17 protein-coding genes and 1 tRNA gene are annotated in these 16,067 nt (G+C 32.7%); 13 read left to right on the top strand and 5 right to left on the bottom strand.

What is annotated here, in order from left to right; genetic code table 11:
* The first annotated feature begins 153 nt into the window (after positions 1-153).
* The 11 genes from BS621_RS07820 (at position 154) to BS621_RS07775 (ending at position 12,503) form a co-directional block, all read left to right on the top strand.
* A tRNA-Pro gene (locus BS621_RS07820) sits at positions 154-225 on the top strand.
* A 155-nt stretch (positions 226-380) separates the two neighbouring features.
* Complete coding sequence (locus tag BS621_RS07815) at positions 381-1,496, top strand: inverse autotransporter beta domain-containing protein (RefSeq protein WP_077142417.1); 1,116 nt, start codon at positions 381-383, stop codon at positions 1,494-1,496.
* Positions 1,497-1,538: 42 nt separating this feature from the next.
* Complete coding sequence (locus tag BS621_RS07810) at positions 1,539-2,411, top strand: hypothetical protein (RefSeq protein ID WP_077142416.1); 873 nt, start codon at positions 1,539-1,541, stop codon at positions 2,409-2,411.
* A gap of 598 nt (positions 2,412-3,009) precedes the next feature.
* Positions 3,010-3,720, top strand: coding sequence for a peptidylprolyl isomerase (locus tag BS621_RS07805; RefSeq protein ID WP_077142415.1), 711 nt, complete (start codon positions 3,010-3,012; stop codon positions 3,718-3,720).
* 10 nt (positions 3,721-3,730) lie between these two features.
* Positions 3,731-6,685, top strand: coding sequence for a peptidase domain-containing ABC transporter (locus tag BS621_RS07800; protein ID WP_077142414.1), 2,955 nt, complete (start codon positions 3,731-3,733; stop codon positions 6,683-6,685).
* A complete protein-coding gene (locus BS621_RS07795; protein ID WP_077142413.1) occupies positions 6,682-7,692 on the top strand; it encodes an HlyD family secretion protein in 1,011 nt (336 codons plus the stop codon). Before BS621_RS07800 ends, BS621_RS07795 begins: the two co-directional genes overlap by 4 nt.
* A 132-nt stretch (positions 7,693-7,824) precedes the next feature.
* Complete coding sequence (locus BS621_RS07790) at positions 7,825-10,764, top strand: M10 family metallopeptidase C-terminal domain-containing protein (protein ID WP_198025794.1); 2,940 nt, start codon at positions 7,825-7,827, stop codon at positions 10,762-10,764.
* 233 nt (positions 10,765-10,997) lie between these two features.
* Entirely contained in the window at positions 10,998-11,420 is a 423-nt protein-coding gene (locus BS621_RS07785; protein ID WP_025947413.1) for a hypothetical protein, read from the top strand.
* A gap of 300 nt (positions 11,421-11,720) precedes the next feature.
* Positions 11,721-11,996, top strand: coding sequence for a hypothetical protein (locus BS621_RS07780; RefSeq protein ID WP_077142411.1), 276 nt, complete (start codon positions 11,721-11,723; stop codon positions 11,994-11,996).
* Between the two features lie 71 nt (positions 11,997-12,067).
* On the top strand, positions 12,068-12,190 hold the full coding sequence (locus BS621_RS09730) for a hypothetical protein (RefSeq protein ID WP_257471681.1): 123 nt from the start codon (positions 12,068-12,070) through the stop codon (positions 12,188-12,190).
* 49 nt (positions 12,191-12,239) lie between these two features.
* The gene (locus tag BS621_RS07775; protein WP_025932116.1) at positions 12,240-12,503 is read left to right on the top strand and encodes a hypothetical protein; all 264 of its coding nucleotides are present in this window, start codon (positions 12,240-12,242) and stop codon (positions 12,501-12,503) included.
* A 12-nt stretch (positions 12,504-12,515) separates the two neighbouring features.
* On the opposite strand, the gene BS621_RS07770 is transcribed toward BS621_RS07775, so the two are convergent.
* The 5 genes from BS621_RS07770 to BS621_RS07755 form a co-directional block, all read right to left on the bottom strand.
* A complete protein-coding gene (locus tag BS621_RS07770; RefSeq protein WP_077142410.1) occupies positions 12,516-12,740 on the bottom strand; it encodes a hypothetical protein in 225 nt (74 codons plus the stop codon).
* 51 nt (positions 12,741-12,791) lie between these two features.
* Positions 12,792-12,995 (bottom strand): hypothetical protein, encoded by a 204-nt coding sequence (locus tag BS621_RS07765; RefSeq protein WP_077142409.1) that lies wholly within the window; start codon positions 12,993-12,995, stop codon positions 12,792-12,794.
* 129 nt (positions 12,996-13,124) lie between these two features.
* Positions 13,125-13,310 carry a hypothetical protein gene (locus tag BS621_RS07760; RefSeq protein ID WP_077142408.1) on the bottom strand — a complete coding sequence of 62 codons (186 nt, stop codon included), beginning with the start codon at positions 13,308-13,310 and terminating at the stop codon, positions 13,125-13,127.
* Positions 13,311-13,460 carry a hypothetical protein gene (locus BS621_RS09580; RefSeq protein ID WP_198025629.1) on the bottom strand — a complete coding sequence of 50 codons (150 nt, stop codon included), beginning with the start codon at positions 13,458-13,460 and terminating at the stop codon, positions 13,311-13,313.
* Positions 13,461-13,512: 52 nt separating this feature from the next.
* Positions 13,513-13,653 (bottom strand): hypothetical protein, encoded by a 141-nt coding sequence (locus BS621_RS07755; protein ID WP_225866692.1) that lies wholly within the window; start codon positions 13,651-13,653, stop codon positions 13,513-13,515.
* 198 nt (positions 13,654-13,851) lie between these two features.
* Between BS621_RS07755 and BS621_RS07750 the strand changes: the two genes are divergently transcribed.
* Together BS621_RS07750 and BS621_RS07745 are read left to right on the top strand one after the other, a co-directional pair.
* On the top strand, positions 13,852-15,645 hold the full coding sequence (locus BS621_RS07750) for a tetratricopeptide repeat protein (RefSeq protein WP_077142406.1): 1,794 nt from the start codon (positions 13,852-13,854) through the stop codon (positions 15,643-15,645).
* A 2-nt stretch (positions 15,646-15,647) separates the two neighbouring features.
* Positions 15,648-16,049, top strand: a complete 402-nt coding sequence (locus tag BS621_RS07745) for a DUF6165 family protein (RefSeq protein ID WP_077142405.1) — start codon at positions 15,648-15,650, stop codon at positions 16,047-16,049.
* The last annotated feature ends 18 nt before the right edge of the window (positions 16,050-16,067 follow it).

Here is a 16,067-nt window from a genome sequence, read left to right as displayed (position 1 = left end):
CTAGTGCTCATAGGGCACTAGGTTGCTTGTGAGCGAGATTTGAGCGAGATTTTGCTTATTTATGCACCACCTTGCTATATATTGCTACTTTTTAAGACTCATCAATTTTCTTTTAATAGCAACTAATAAGCTATAGCCTCACTTGTTTCTCATGGGGGCTGTCGCATTTTGCGTAGCGGGTGCTTTGGGAGCACTAGGTCGCAGGTTCGAATCCTGTCGCCCCGATCAGTTATAGCAGTAAGTCTCAGCCTATAATAAATTAAACCTAAAAAAGGTTGCACCCAAAATGCACCAAAAACGTATATTCATTTATGATTTTCCATATTTTTGTAGAAAATCAGTTTCAAAGTATGGTATTTTTTTTAAAAAAATTTTAATTAGTGAAAATACTTAAAGCTCTACCTCTTATCCCCTTAGCTTTTGCTTCTATTCTTTCTGTTTCTGCTAACGAATACAAATTTGAAGAAATCAAATTTGATCAATCTGCAAACACGCAAAATATTTATGAACCCAAAGATAAATTAGACGAATACATAATCAAAGCAGCAACTTATTCAACTAAGTTTGTGCCCTTAATGAACCAAGGAGCAGAAGGCAGTCAATATACTGATTTGATGTTTAGTGATGGTAAAAAAATATTAGCTGATGCCGGATATGACTTTGTAAATTCAACAGCTAATAATTCGATTCAAAGTATTCCATTTTTTGCCCAGACCTCTGTCAGAATTGGAGGAGGAACAGAATCTGATACAAGTTTCTCTTTAAATAGTTTGATGAAACTTGGAGAACTGGCAAAAGATGATGAGGGTGATATTAAAACACTTGCTTTCTCTCAAGCAAGATTAGCAACTGCAACTAATGCAGAGGGTGCCACTACTAACTTTGGTTTAGGGATTAGACATCGTCCCAATGATGTATCAATGTTAGGAGCGAATGCATTCTGGGACTACAGAATGACAGATTATAGTGATGCTCATAGCAGACTTGGACTTGGAGGAGAATATCTCTGGAAAGATTTTGAACTTAGAAATAACTGGTATATGGCCATAACTAATGAAAAAGATGTAACTGTAAAAGGTGTTTCTTACAAGGAAAGAGTCGTTGATGGTTGGGATGTTGAGCTAGGTTACAGGCTCCCTAATAATCCGCAACTTGCTTTCTTTGTAAGAGGGTTCAACTGGGACTATAAAAATACACAGGACAATTCTGGATTAGAAGGTTCTGTTAGTTGGCAGGCTACGCCTCATGTTGGCTTAGAAGCTTATGTATCCAATGAAATATCTGCTGCATCAACCACGGTAAACACTTCTCTTCCAGGGACAGATGAAACATTCTTTGGATTAAGAGTGAATCTTACGGGTAGTCCAGTGGCATTTGGCAAAAAAGATTATAAGAAAAATATGATCACTCAAATGACTCAACCAGTAAAACGGAAGTACGATGTTCTTCTAGAAAGATCAACTGGTAGTTTCCAGAATAGAGCTAAAGGAGTCTAAACCTTAAAAACTAAATTTTAAAAATCCACAAAAACTATCACGATGAAATTCAAACAAAATCTTCTAAAAAACATCAACTCAATTGCAATTGGATTTGGGTTATTTGGTTTTACAGCTTTTCAAGATGTTGCCAAAGCTAGTTCCACCCAAAAATGTACAACTGCGATTGGGGAAAAAGTTGATGGCAAATATCAAAAAACAGCGGCACAAATTGGTAATTCAATGACATTTTGCAGTGATACGCCTGAAAGGTTTGAAATTACAATCCACGAATTAGGATTATGTACTGCTCAACCAATTCAGACAGGTTCGCCAAGAACATTTAGCAAAAATGATTGTGTAGTAACAATGACAAGTACAGGAGTAACTGCTGATTTGGCTAATAATATTGTTTCTTTACCTGAAATGGATGGAAGACCCGCATCAAATACATATACACATGCATACATTATTATTACGAATACTTTTGGTTTAAGAGGTAGTGTTAGTATTCTAAATGGATCAGGAGACGAAGTTAAGTATTGCTCAGATACTAATGGAGATAGTACAGCAGGAACAACAGCAGCATCAGGTTTCTGTACAGCACAAGATCATACTGAGACTCTTGATGATTTTGGAGATGGTAGTTTTAGTGCCTACTTTGCTCCTGCGACAATGGATGGGGGAGGTAAAGTATCAGCTCTTCTCACAGCGGCTGATGCAAATTTAACTACAGCCACAAATACAGGTGAAGTAGAAAGACTTATAGGTGTCTTTGAGACAAATTCTGGTACCCCAGTCGTAATAAATAATTCAACTAATGGTTTAGAAATGCAACTTGCAGTTACTGATATTGGATATGGCATTGAATTTGTAAATGGAGAACCCTATAATTTCGGATCTATGCCATTTAAGCCGGTTTTTGAGACCTTCTAATATTTCTAAACTTAAATATCAATGCACCCAAAACACACCCAAAACAAAACATATTAGTCCAAATTAGTCCGCACTTTATTTCTTTAAAGTCTTGACATAGCAATAAGTCTCAATTATAGCCTTGTTTGTGCGTGTTCTTTGGGAGCACTAGGTCGCAGGTTCGAATCCTGTCGCCCCGACTCTTAAAAACCAAGTTATACTAACTAGTCTCCCAACTCGCTTTTTTGTTGTCTTTCAGTCTCATAAGCCAAAGGATCTCTAGGGGGATCTAGAATCTATAAAGACCTTCTATAATCTTCGAAGATTTACCTATATTGAGTCTCAAAGTACTTCCATTACCTGTAGATATTTTTGTCTATTACTAGGATTTAAAGGGAATCTCATTTGATAGATCGAGTCCTTTGGGAGCACTAGGTCGAAGGTTCTAATTCTATCGCTCCGATAGCCATAGCAATTAATCACAAATATACTCTTTAGTTATTTGTTCATACCCAGGTATCTAGGTAATCAATAGTTTCAAAGTAAAATTATTAAAACAAGTTTAACTTAGTATATATAGTTTAAAATTCAAAAATTCTTTTTCCACAATTATTTAAAAATGGAAAATTCTTTTTATAAAAAAATTGCATCTTGGGGATTGCTTAGACAGATAAAAGCAGAAGAGATTATCGATGAAAATATTTCATCTATTCGTTTACCTAATCAAGATGAATTTAATAATTTAGTAAAGCAATGGTGTCGTTTCAATAAAATCGAATCGGAAGAAGCTTTAAATTCTTGGAAAATTTTAAATGGGCTAATAGATGAAAAATGGGAAGTTTTTATTGTAAGAAAATGGCAATGGTCATTTTGGTGCGTCAACAATTTTGAAGATAAAATATCAAATTATTATTTAGAAAGAAAATCTTATTTAGACATGATTGAATATTCAATTATTCGAGTTAAAAATCAAAATTTAGCGAATGAATTATTTCTAAGAATCAAAGAAGAAGAAGAAACATTTGAAGATATTGCATCTAAATATTCAGAGGGGATAGAAAAGAAAACAAATGGACATATAGGACCAGTTCCTCTAGGTAATGCTCACCCTTTACTAGCTCATTTACTTCAAATAAGTGAAGAAGGTAAACTCTGCTCTCCAAGAATGATTGATAACTGGTGGGTTATTATTAGGAAAGAAAAATTGTTAAATACCTCACTTAATGATGAAATAATTAACAAATTAGCTTTAGAACTTGGAGGAGTTTTTTTGAATAATTCTATTGATAGTTTCATCAAAAAAAATTCTTTAAGAACAAATATTCAATAATGATAAAATTTTGAGTAAAACTGAATTTTTAAAAAATTATTTTAATTTAAGAATTGAAATCTTAGAATCGATTTCTGATCATTTGGTACCATTAAGCCTTGAACCAGGTGAAAAACTCTGTGATTTTAATCAAGATGTTCCAGGTTTATTTTTTATTTTAAAGGGGAAATTACGTTTATTAGTTAAAAGTAATAGCGGGGAAATTTTTACTCTAAAAACATTTAGTGAAGGTAAATATATTGGAGCGGTTCAATTATTAAGAGGCGTTTTAGATCATTCCATAGCCGCCTCAGATAATGTAAGCGGATGGCTTTTCCCTGCAAATAAATTTTTAAAATTAATCTTAAAAGAAAAAGATTTCTTAAACTCCTTTTTAACAGTTGATTTAATTGAGTTTTACAGCGCATTAAAAAATAATAGCGATTTTCAAAAATTTGAATCTAAAACTTTATTAAAGTTGTTAGAAAAAGAACTTTCTAATTCAATAAAAATTATAAATGCTGACCCTGGAGAAAATTACTTAAATCAAAATCAGGGGAGATTAATGATTAGTAGCTCTAATATTGAGAATTTAAATTGTGGATATTTTTTGAATTCACCACTGCAATACAACGTAGAGGGCTCAATTCCGGCAAGATTAATTCCCATATCTTTAGATTTACAAAAAAAATTAAGTACTTTTAAAGAAAAATATACTCAAAATGTTTATGAAGAAGAATATCAGAAACGAAATTCAGAAAGAGAAGCTAGCAATCCTCAATTTGAGGCTCTTGAAGATTGGTATGGCCGTCTAAATAAAAATAATAATTATCCACATTCAAGAGGCACGGGTCTTCTTGAAGAAACACTAGCTTGCTTAAGAATGTTATCTCAATTTTATGATTTACCTTTTAGAAAAGACTTATTAAGGAAAGTAATTTCAGAGCAAATTAAATTGAATAAAAATAAGAGAATTGATTTTCATCAGGTAGCTGCAATTTCTGAATTTATTGGTCTCAAATCCTCATTACTATCTCCAAAAGAAAAAGAATTAACAAAAAGAGTCCCCTGCCCATGTTTAGTTTTTATGGAGAATAAACCTATAGTTATATGGGAACAATCAGGGGCAAAATCATTTATTGGTGATCCTTTAGAAGGAAATAAATGGTTGTCTAATGAGAAGATTTTTAATTTAAAGACTAAAAAAGATTTTAAAGTTTTATACATTGAACGCACATCTTTTTCACCAAAGGTACGTTTTGGTTGGAAATGGTTCTTACCTTCTATATATAAGCATCGTTTTAGCCTTTTACAAGTAGTAGCAGCTAGTTTCTTTGCTCAATTACTAGGTCTTTTTAATCCTTTGTTAATCCAGCAAATTATTGACGCAGTTATAAATCAAGGCAACATAACAAGCCTAAATATATTGGGGATTCTTCTAATAATTATGGCGATTGCTCAAGGAGTAATATCTTCATTAAGAACTTATCTTTTTGCAGATACTACTAATAGGATTGACATTTCCTTAGGTTCAACAATTATTCATCACTTATTGCGTTTACCTTTAAATTATTTTTCAACCAGACCTGTTGGTGAAGTAAGTAATAGGATTAATGAGCTAGAAAAAATAAGAGGTTTTCTTACTGGGACTGCATTAACAGCTTTTTTAGATGCCACATTTTCTATAATTTATGTGGGAGTCATGCTGGTTTACTCTGTAAGATTAACTTTTTTCTCTTTAGCAGTTCTTCCTTTTTTCATTCTTCTTTCTTATTTCATTTCTCCCATTATTAAAGAACAGCTTCGTAAAAAAGCTAATGCTAGTGCTCAAGTTAATAGCCATCTAGTTGAAACTCTCTCAGGAATGGAAACAATAAAAGGGCAAGGTATAGAATTATATAGTGAGTGGAGATGGGAGAAATTTTATGAACGTCAAATTAAAGAGGGATTTAAAAATACAATAACAAGCACCTCTGCTGGGGCGGCAAGTAATTTTCTACAGCAAGTTTCTGGACTCATAGTTATTTGGGCAGGTGCAACTCTCGTATTAAAGGGTCAAATGACAATAGGAGAACTATTCGCTTTTCGGATCCTATCAGGTTACGTCACTGGGCCAATGTTGAGAATTGTGAGTCTTTGGCAAAACTTTCAAGAAACAATTATTTCTCTGGAGAGATTATCTGATGTAGTTGATCAAAAAGAAGAAATTGAGATAGCCGGCCAAAATCTTCCTCCTCTTTCTCCTATAAAAGGCCAAGTTAAGTACAAAAGTGTAAATTTTAGATTTGATAATTCTGGTCCTCCTCAACTTTCAAATATAAATTTTGAAATTCAACCAGGAGAATTTGTTGGAATAGTAGGAAGCAGTGGTTCCGGGAAAAGCACATTAGTAAAAATGCTAATAAGACTTTTTGAACCTAAAGGCGGATTTATTGAAATTGATAAAACAGACATATCGAAAGTAGATCTTTATTCATTACGATCTCAAATAGGTGTAGTTCCTCAGGATTCTTTACTATTTGAAGGATCTATTAAGGATAATATTGCTTTGGCTCGTCCAGAAGCATCATTTGAAGAAATTCAAACTGCAGCTAAAGTTGCTTGTGCTCATTCTTTTATTCAAGATTTACCTTCCGGCTATTCTACAAAAGTAGGTGAAAGAGGATCAAATCTTTCAGGAGGACAGAGACAAAGAGTTGCTATTGCAAGAATGGTTTTAAAACAACCAAAAATGTTGATATTAGATGAAGCTACTAGCTCTCTTGATGTTGATACTGAATATCAGGTTACAAATGAATTGGCAAATCTTTTTAAAAACAAAACTGTATTATTTATTACTCATCGTCTAACAAATTTAATACATGCAGATAAAATTCTTGTTTTGCACAAAGGTCTACTAGTAGAGCAAGGAACTCATGAAGAACTTATAAAAATAAATGGTCGTTATGCAACTTTATTTAAACAGCAAAAGTCAGAACTAAAATGATAAAAAAAGAATTTAAGCTCAAAAACTTAAAATCTTGGATAAGTAGTAATTCCAGTAATGAAGAACCAAGATTCGAATCTTCTCAAAGATGGAACAGAAGACTTCTTTGGTCAATTATTAGTACCGTTAGTGTTGGATTTATATATTCTTCTATTGTTCGTATAGATGAAGTTGTAATTGCAAAAGGGGAATTACAAGCTAAAGGTTCAGAACGACCAATTAAATCTCCAATAGGAGGAACCATAAAAAATATTAAAGTTAATGAGGGGCAAAAGGTTAAAAATGGAGAAATTTTAATCAAATTAGATTCTTCAATATATCAGGCTCAGATTCAAGGATTGAGATTAAATGTTGAAAATCTTTATGAATCACTAAAAATCAGTCAAAATATTTTAGACATCTATGAAACGCTTTTTAAAGAGGGCGCAATTTCTAAAGTAGATTATTTAGAAAAAAAAATTGCTGTTCAAGATATCAAATTGAAGTTAAATCAAGCTAATTCTAAAATTGAAGAAATAAAAGCGATGGATGCAAGGACTAGATTGTCATCACCAGTGGATGGCGTTGTATTTAACTTAATACCATCTAGTAAAGGATATGCAGTGACCGAAGGAGAAGTACTTTTGAAAATTGTTCCTGATGGTGATTTAGAGGCTAAAGTTTTTCTTACTAACAAAGATGTAGGTTTTCTTACACCAAATATGAAAGCTGAAATAAGAGTTGATGCTTTTCCTTTTACAGAATTTGGTTCAATAAAAGGCAAATTAAAATTAGTAGGAGAAGAAGTTTTACCCGCTGATCAACAAAATCCTCAATCAAGATTTCCTGTATTAGTAAGCTTAGAAAGGCAATATTTTAATTTAAATAAAAAAAATTATGAAATAAAATCTGGCCAAAGTGTTTCCGTTAACTTTATCGTAAGAAAAAAACGTTTAATAACTTTATTGACAGATACTATTGATAAAGCATTTGACGCACTTCGAGGAATAAAGTCAGATCGGAAATAAATTATTAAAAATTGAACATTTTAGTTAAATACTTAAGAAAGAATTAGATAACATAAAAAAAATTACTACAAAATTTGAAACTTGTGTGTTTTATGTAGTTATGGTGAACGAAATATTCATAGTGAAGAGGGATTGAATTACATTGGTTCAAATTCTCTGAGAAATATTGTAGAAACTTCTGATGCTCCTTACAGTAAAAATACTCCATACGCCATTTCGGCAGGAGATACTTTTTCAGGAAATATAAGCTATTCAGGAGATAAAGATGCTGTTGCAATAAGACTTATTCGAGGAGCTAGTTATACTTTTGAACTTACGGGAAGAGGGTCTGGACATGGTACATTATTTGACCCATATCTCGAACTGTTTGATTACTCACCGTCTCTTTTAAAGTCAGACGATGATGGAGGAGAAAGATTATTTGAATCAAGAATTAGTTTTACAGCATCAAATACTGGTACATACTTCTTGGCGGCAAAATCTGCTCCGTGGTTAAGTAGTTCCACAGGAAGTTATCGTCTCACGACTACTGTTAATTCGACACCTGAAATAGTCTCTACAGTAAGAGATTTTGGAGATTTTGCTCCAAATGCAGACTTATCTTTATCGGATATTTGGTCTGGTATTGATCATACTAATGTATTTATGCAAGGACTTAAATGGGGTAATGGTTGTAAATGGGGGAGTGCAAATCCAACAACAACTACAACTGCTTTGAAGTTCTTTATTTATGACGACGATATAACTATGGGGCAATTTAAAGCTGGGCCTTTACTAGCCCAGGAGAGAACTGGATATATCTCAGCTATGAATGCATTTTCTTCAGTAGCCAATATTACTTTCTCAGAAGGAAGAACAGCAAGTGAATCTCATATTCTTTGGGCTTCTCTTAATAAGGAAGAGAGTATTGGTGCTGCTGGCTGGGCTTCGCCTCCCGATACAACAGGATCTTATCTTTATGCATCCACCACACCCACTGGTTTAACAACTGTCAATTATACAGAATATTCTACCGATGGAGTGCCCGATAGATCAGATATATTTTCACCAGGAACCTTCCTACTTGAATTGGCTATGCATGAACTTGGCCATTCAATGGGAATTGCCCACCCACACGATAACACTGCAGTATTTCCAGGTGTATTGAATAGTAATGATACAGGAGATCATGGATTAAGTGCGTCTCCCTATACCGTTATGAGTTATAACACAGTTGGTAGTAATGACTATAACCCTTCTTCTTATTCTGCTTCATCTGGATTTTTAGAGACACTAGGCGCTTTTGATATTGCTGCAACCCAAGCTCTTTATGGCGCCAATACTAATGCATCAACAGGAAATAATACATACTCCTTAGATAACTCTAATTTGAATGGATGGAATTGCCTCTGGGACAATGGGGGTGAAGATACTATAACTGCAGCTGGACAAACAGATTCAGTGACTATTGATCTAAGAAATGCAACATTAGAAAACTCTCTTGGCGGAGGCGGTTTTATCTCAAGACTTGGAACTCAGAATATTGGTTACACAATCGCTTTCAATTCAACAGGAAACTGTATAATCGAAAATGCAACTGGGGGATCAAATAATGATTCTTTAGTTGGGAATGAATATAATAATCTTCTTAATGGAGGCGCTGGTGATGACACTTTAATTGGAGGAGCTGGTAATGATACTTATTTGGTGGACAGTACCAGCGATACTGTTACAGAAAATTCTTCAGAAGGAACAGATTTAATACAATCTTCTGTTACCTACACAGCATCCAATAATGTAGAAAATTTAACTCTCACGGGATCAAGCAATATAGATGCAACGGGTAATTCTTTAGATAATACTCTTACCGGAAATTCTGGTAATAATACTTTAGATGGTGGTTCTGGAAACGATACTTTAATTGGAGGTTCTGGTGATGATACTTTAACTGGTGGTACAGGCACAGATACTGCTCAATTCTCAGCAGATATATACAATTACACAGTTTGGAAAAGTGCAGATAATCAGACTATAAAGATTACAGATAATACCTCTAATAGAGATGGAACCGATTCTCTTACAACGATAGAAAATCTAACTTTTAACTCAACTACTTATACAGCATCTAATCTAAGAAATGGAGCTTTTCTAAGTTCTGATGGCTATAAACTCATTGGTACCTCTGATATCTATACTCTTAAAAACAGTGAAGGTGGAACTTATTCTGACGATAGTTCTTCTCTATGGGATGTCACTGCTGCAAAACAGACTGGCAGTGGATTTGATGTCTTATTTGAAGGTAGCGATGGCTCGTATAGAGAAGGCTATAACTATATATGGTCAACAAATTCTTCTGGTGTTATGACAACTGGGAGTGGCTGGTTAACTGATGCACAGACAGCAAGCCATGCCAGTGGTTATGAAAATAAATTTGGCAAAGATTTTAATAATGATGGACTAATTTCTGGAGGATCTGCCTATCAATTATTTGGCAGCTCAGATATCTATACTCTTAAAAACAGTGAAGGTGGAACTTATTCTGACGATAGTTCTTCTCTATGGGATGTCACTGCTGCAAAACAGACTGGCAGTGGATTTGATGTCTTATTTGAAGGTAGCGATGGCTCGTATAGAGAAGGCTATAACTATATATGGTCAACAAATTCTTCTGGTGTTATGACAACTGGGAGTGGCTGGTTAACTGATGCACAGACAGCAAGCCATGCCAGTGGTTATGAAAATAAATTTGGCAAAGATTTTAATAATGATGGACTAATTTCTGGAGGATCTGCCTATCAATTATTTGGCAGCTCAGATATCTATACTCTTAAAAACAGTGAAGGTGGAACTTATTCTGACGATAGTTCTTCTCTATGGGATGTCACTGCTGCAAAACAGACTGGCAGTGGATTTGATGTCTTATTTGAAGGTAGCGATGGCTCGTATAGAGAAGGCTATAACTATATATGGTCAACAAATTCTTCTGGTGTTATGACAACTGGGAGTGGCTGGTTAACTGATGCACAGACAACAAGTAACGGATATGAAAGTATTTTTAATATTGATTTTAATAAAAATGGGATTATAGATTAATTTTATGTTAATACCCAATTGCTTTGGGAGCATTAGGTCGGGAGTTCGAATCTCCCCGCCCCGACTGGCTTTTCAGCGAAGGCCAAAACCCACCTTGGGAAAAAATTGGGAAAAATAAATAACTTTACTAGGAATTGTTTTTAAATACCTTATAAAACTTTTTATGCGTTCATAACTTGTTTTGTTACCTTCTAAACGATAAAAGAAACATATGTGCATATTCCTTAAGAAGTTTGTTTAAAAAAAGAACTAAAGGATTATCTCGGAATGGTGTTAAGGGAAGAAAAAATCCAACAAGAAAAAAAGTTCATTCCAAGCCTAGAAAGATAGTAAAAAAGAAAACTAATTATTCCTTTTCTTCATCAATTTTTTCCTCATTTATTATTTTTGCTGGTTTCATAAGCCTTTCACTCACAATATTTTTTCTTATCAGGCAATTACAACCAGTGATCAGAAATGAAAGATTGAAATTCTTATGTACTTATCAACTTGGTGATAAAAAAAGTCAAAGCTATAAAGAATCAAAATTGGAATTAGAAAAGCTTGTTGGAGATAGTGATAAGTATTGCAAGAATTTTCTTCTTCCAAAAGAAAAGACAAAAAAAGGCTTTAGATTATTCCCAATTATGAAAAATATTCTTTTTAGATTTATTTAGCATTTCCCACAGGTGCTTTGGGAGCACTAGGTCGCAGGTTCGAATCCTGTCGCCCCGACTCTTTAAAACCAATCCTACTAGTGAGTTTCCCAGACTCGCTTTTTTATTGAGAAATTTGTCCACGCCTAAAATGGACAAATAGTGGACAACTTCAATTCTGCTTAATGGTAATTCTCTTGCTTTTTCCTTATTTTTTCGTAAGTATGCGTCTATGGGCTCTAATTTGCTCTAAATACCTCTATTACTGGCTTATTTAGGCTTATTTTCCTCTAAAAGACTGTCACATAGGGATTGACGATTATGAAAATTCCAATCGAAATGATAAAAGAAATTAGAGAAAGTGGGTACGACAAAAAGCTTGTATATACCTATATAAGAGAGCTATTAGACAGCGATAAAGAAATTAAAGAAAATAACAATCTAGAGCTTTTAGACAATTACTTATTAGACAAAGATCAACAAGAAGTATCTAAAAATGCTCCTGAGATACTGATGGCAGCAGAGCTTTTAGACGCTTACTTATTAGATAAAAGATTTATGAGAGAGCTTGAAGATGAAGAATATGATGCTGCTTAATTAGATAAAGTACCTATTTTTTCCTATTTATTTAAAGGGTATTCTTTTGAGCAAATAACAGGATTAAAACAATGATGAAACTTGCAATCATTTTTTTACCAATTTTATTTGCAGTTATTTGGGCTGCTTTTATAGGTTTAAGAATAAATAAAGTAGAAACTAGAGATGGAAAAAGAAAATTAATTAATTACTAATTGATTGAAAGTCGATCTAAAATAAGGGGTAATTAGCTCCTTTTTTTTAATGAATACTCTCATAATCTCAACTTTTAGCTGTACATTTGAAGAATTTAAAAATGATGTAACGACTTTATTTCTTGATGAAATGTGTAAGGAGTTTGTAACTGATTATGAGTTTGTAAAAGTGAATGAACACAAATCTCATTTGTTAATGAACTGTACCGACTTAGAAAAATTAGGTGCAGAGATGGAATCTCCTTTCGCAAAGGAATGGGATAAAAAAAATAATTGTAAGGATGCCGTATATTCGATCAAACTTGTTGCGTAAATAAAACGCTTACTAATTTTCTATAACACCCGCTACTTTTCGTTCCGCTAGTCGTTTTTTTAGAATTGAATAATTTTGTGAAGCCCATTTTCGAGAAATATCAAATTCAACATCTAACTTCTCTCTAAGTAATTTGCCAATTTTAAATACTTCTACGAAGCCTAAATAAATTATTACCAGCACCTTTGTTATATTTACTGCAACTGCAGCTATCTTTTCAATTTTTTTATCTTGCATTTGAATTTATTGAAGCCCACTAAAATTACCAGTTGTAAGAAATTATGCAAATTAATTTATGAAAAATCTTATGGGTGTTATTCTCATTAGGCAATGGCCTTGAAGTTTTGAAGGGATTTTTAAAAGAGCTTTGGCAGAATCATCACGACCCATCCCATGCAATTTATGGAATAGCGGGGGTAATTGTATTGTTGGTAATTTATAACCGATTACTAAATAAATATCAGTAACAAGAAACCCTTCCAGAAATTCCAACTACTGAAAGGGTTATTAAATCGACTCGCAACTATATAGAATCAATTTATGTCTTGCAGCAAACGTAGAGTGTGCTGACGAGGTCTGGCCTCAATTAATTTATAGCAAAAGAATATCAAATAAACTCATTTAAACTTCCCAATCTATGTCATAGTTGTCATCAATATCTTTCTCATAAACCCTCGCAAGTTCCCTAAGTAAAGTTTTTACTTCCATATCTGTAGCTCCAGATTCGTCTTGGAACTTGATGCAAATTGCCTTTAGTTCGTCATAAGCTTGTTCTAGCAATATTGTTTTTTGATCTGGATTTGCCATTTAATTTTTGTCAACTACTTCTCCGCCATACTCTCTTGCTATTACATCTAAACACCTAAGTATATCCTTTTTTGTTAATAGATCTGTTTGCTCTAAATAATTTAGAAGAGTTCTTATTTGTTCAATAGTATTTTCTTCTAATTCCTTCATAAGTCTCCTTCAATTAACTCTATCTTATGTCCAACAGGATCTTTTACGAACGCTAAGACTGTTGTTCTTGTCGCATTTGTTTTTTCTTCATTCTTTCGTATACAACATGAAGAACACCTAAACGCCAGGCATCTTTTAATCCTTTTACACATCCCATTAATAGCTTCACATCAGCAGGAGAATGTGACTTCATGTTCAAAAAATCTTTTTGCCAAGATTTGTCATTCCATTTATTAGTCATTCAATTTATTCCTTTATTAATGCCATAGTAACCAAAATAATCCAGAGCCATAAATAATCCTTATCGTTACAATTACTGTCAAAGAAAATCTTTTCATTTACTATCATTTAACTATATCCATTAGTAAATTTCGCAAATAAAATATATTAGATGGAAGAGAAAATAAAAAAAGAAATACTAGCATTTAAAGCCTTAAAAAAAGGCAACTATCTAGAGGCAGAAAATTTATTTAGAGAAATTATCTCAAGTGGAACTAATAATTATTCTGTTTATGGAAGCTTGGCAGTTTTAAGTGGAAAAAAAGGAAATGTTGAAGAAATGTTCGAATACTTAACGTATTCAACCAAGCTAAACCCAAAATACGCCGAAGGACATTTTAATTTAGGCATTATTTATTTAAAAAAAGGGGATTTTGATAATGCTGCACATTCTTTCTTAAACACAATAAAAATAAGACCTGAAGACTCAAATGCTCTAAATATGCTTGGAGTAGCTTTTTTTAAAAAAGGAAATATAGAATCATCAATTAATTATTATTTAAAAGCGATAGAATTATCCCCCCATAACGAGAGAATCTATAACAACCTTGCAATTGCATATTCAAAGTCAGGTAATTTTAAAGCTGCTGAATTAGTCTACTTAAAGGCCTTAAAAATAGATTCAAATAGTTTTTCTACACTTTTTAATTTAGGAAGAATTTATCAACAAAAAGGTGATTTAGAAAAAGCTTTGGAAACTTTCGAAACAATATTAAAGCTCAAAAATGTTAATTCCCTTGATTTGGTGTTCAATGAAATTGGAATAACCTTACAAAAAAAAGAAGATTTTCATTCAGCTATTAAATCTTACTTAAAAGCAATTAAGCTCAATAAAAATTCAGTCCAGTTTTACAATAATTTGGGTTATGCTCAATTTGAAATAGAGGATTTTGATTCCGCTACCTCAAGTTTTTTTAAGGCAATAAAACTTAATCCGAAAAACGCAATAGCTAGAAAAAATTTAAGTAAAATCTTTTTACTTAAAGGAAATTACAAGGAGGGGTTGAAAAATTATGAATACAGGTATAAGCATACAAACATAAGAATCCTTCCTCACGCATCTCCCAACATTCCTATTTGGAGTGGGGAGGATTCAGAGAGGCCTAATAAGTTATTAATTGTTTCAGAACAAGGTTTAGGAGATACCCTCCAGTTCATGAGATTTTTACCTTTATTAAGAAAAAAAGATCAAAAGGTTTATTTTTGTGCTCAAGAAAAGCTTCACGGTGTAATCAAAAATTCAAAAATAGACTTTGATCCACTGTCTCCAAATCAAGCAAATAAATTTTCAGAAGGCAAATGGATTCCATTATTATCACTTCCAAAAATACTTAATATTAGTCCAAGTAATCAACGAATAAAAGCTCCCTATATCAATTCTGATGAATATTTAATTAATAAATGGAAATTATTATTTTCACAATATGAAGAGAAAATAATTGGCATTCATTGGCAAGGTAACCCTGAAACTGAGCAAGGAATTCATAAAGGTAGATCTTTATTACTTAACGAATTTTCAACATTAGCTGAAAATAGTAAATGCAAATTTTTATCCTTACAAAAAGGTTATGGAGAGGAACAATTAAAAGATTGCTTATTTAAGAATAAATTTGTTGATTTTCAAAAAGATGTCAATGAGATCTGGGATTTTGTTGAAACATCATCAATTATTGCTAATTGTGATTTAATTATTACTTCAGACTCTGCGATTGCTCACTTAGCTGCTGGCATGGGAAAAAAAACATGGCTATTACTTCAGAAAATCCCTGATTGGAGGTGGGGTTTAAAAGGTAACCATACCTTCTGGTACGAAAACATGGAAATATTTCGCCAAATTGAGAGAAATAATTGGCGGGAAGTAATGATAAGGGTTTCAATAAAACTAAATAATTTTTTAAATAATTAAATATGAAAAATTCCTCTATTAAAAAAAAAATTATTAATGCACCAATCTCAATTGGAGAGCTAGTAGACAAAATTACCATCCTTGAAATCAAAACAAATAAATTACAAAACTCTAAATTGGAAAATGTATTAAAAGAACTTTCTTTTTTGAGAAAATTGATGGAAAAACATCAAATAGAAATAACTGATGATTTATTTACCCAGCTTAAAGAGATAAACCTAACATTATGGAACATTGAGGACCAAATAAGAATAAAAGAGAAAAACAAAGAATTCGACAATATTTTCATTGAATTAGCCAGATCTGTTTATTTTAAAAATGATAAACGTGCAGAAATAAAAAAAAGAATAAATCAATTATCTAATTCAGAAATTACTGAAGAAAAGTCATATGCAGAGTACTAAATGCTAAAACCTATATGG

Source organism: Prochlorococcus sp. RS04 (assembly GCF_001989455.1).
GTDB lineage: Bacteria > Cyanobacteriota > Cyanobacteriia > PCC-6307 > Cyanobiaceae > Prochlorococcus_A.
Note: the sequence above shows the minus strand (reverse complement) of the source record. Positions and strands in the feature narration are given on the sequence as shown.

What these genes read in the sequence shown, in the direction of transcription:
- BS621_RS07745 (WP_077142405.1), top strand. Translation starts at nt 15,648, where the DNA reads ATGAAAAATTCCTCTATTAAAAAAAAAATTATTAATGCACCAATCTCA.
- BS621_RS07810 (WP_077142416.1), top strand. Translation starts at nt 1,539, where the DNA reads ATGAAATTCAAACAAAATCTTCTAAAAAACATCAACTCAATTGCAATT.
- BS621_RS07760 (WP_077142408.1), bottom strand. Translation starts at nt 13,310, where the DNA reads ATGGCAAATCCAGATCAAAAAACAATATTGCTAGAACAAGCTTATGAC.
- BS621_RS09730 (WP_257471681.1), top strand. Translation starts at nt 12,068, where the DNA reads ATGATGAAACTTGCAATCATTTTTTTACCAATTTTATTTGCAGTTATT.
- BS621_RS07755 (WP_225866692.1), bottom strand. Translation starts at nt 13,653, where the DNA reads ATGAAGTCACATTCTCCTGCTGATGTGAAGCTATTAATGGGATGTGTA.
- BS621_RS07780 (WP_077142411.1), top strand. Translation starts at nt 11,721, where the DNA reads ATGAAAATTCCAATCGAAATGATAAAAGAAATTAGAGAAAGTGGGTAC.
- BS621_RS07805 (WP_077142415.1), top strand. Translation starts at nt 3,010, where the DNA reads ATGGAAAATTCTTTTTATAAAAAAATTGCATCTTGGGGATTGCTTAGA.
- BS621_RS07795 (WP_077142413.1), top strand. Translation starts at nt 6,682, where the DNA reads ATGATAAAAAAAGAATTTAAGCTCAAAAACTTAAAATCTTGGATAAGT.
- BS621_RS07750 (WP_077142406.1), top strand. Translation starts at nt 13,852, where the DNA reads ATGGAAGAGAAAATAAAAAAAGAAATACTAGCATTTAAAGCCTTAAAA.
- BS621_RS07775 (WP_025932116.1), top strand. Translation starts at nt 12,240, where the DNA reads ATGAATACTCTCATAATCTCAACTTTTAGCTGTACATTTGAAGAATTT.
- BS621_RS07770 (WP_077142410.1), bottom strand. Translation starts at nt 12,740, where the DNA reads ATGCAAGATAAAAAAATTGAAAAGATAGCTGCAGTTGCAGTAAATATA.
- BS621_RS09580 (WP_198025629.1), bottom strand. Translation starts at nt 13,460, where the DNA reads ATGAAGGAATTAGAAGAAAATACTATTGAACAAATAAGAACTCTTCTA.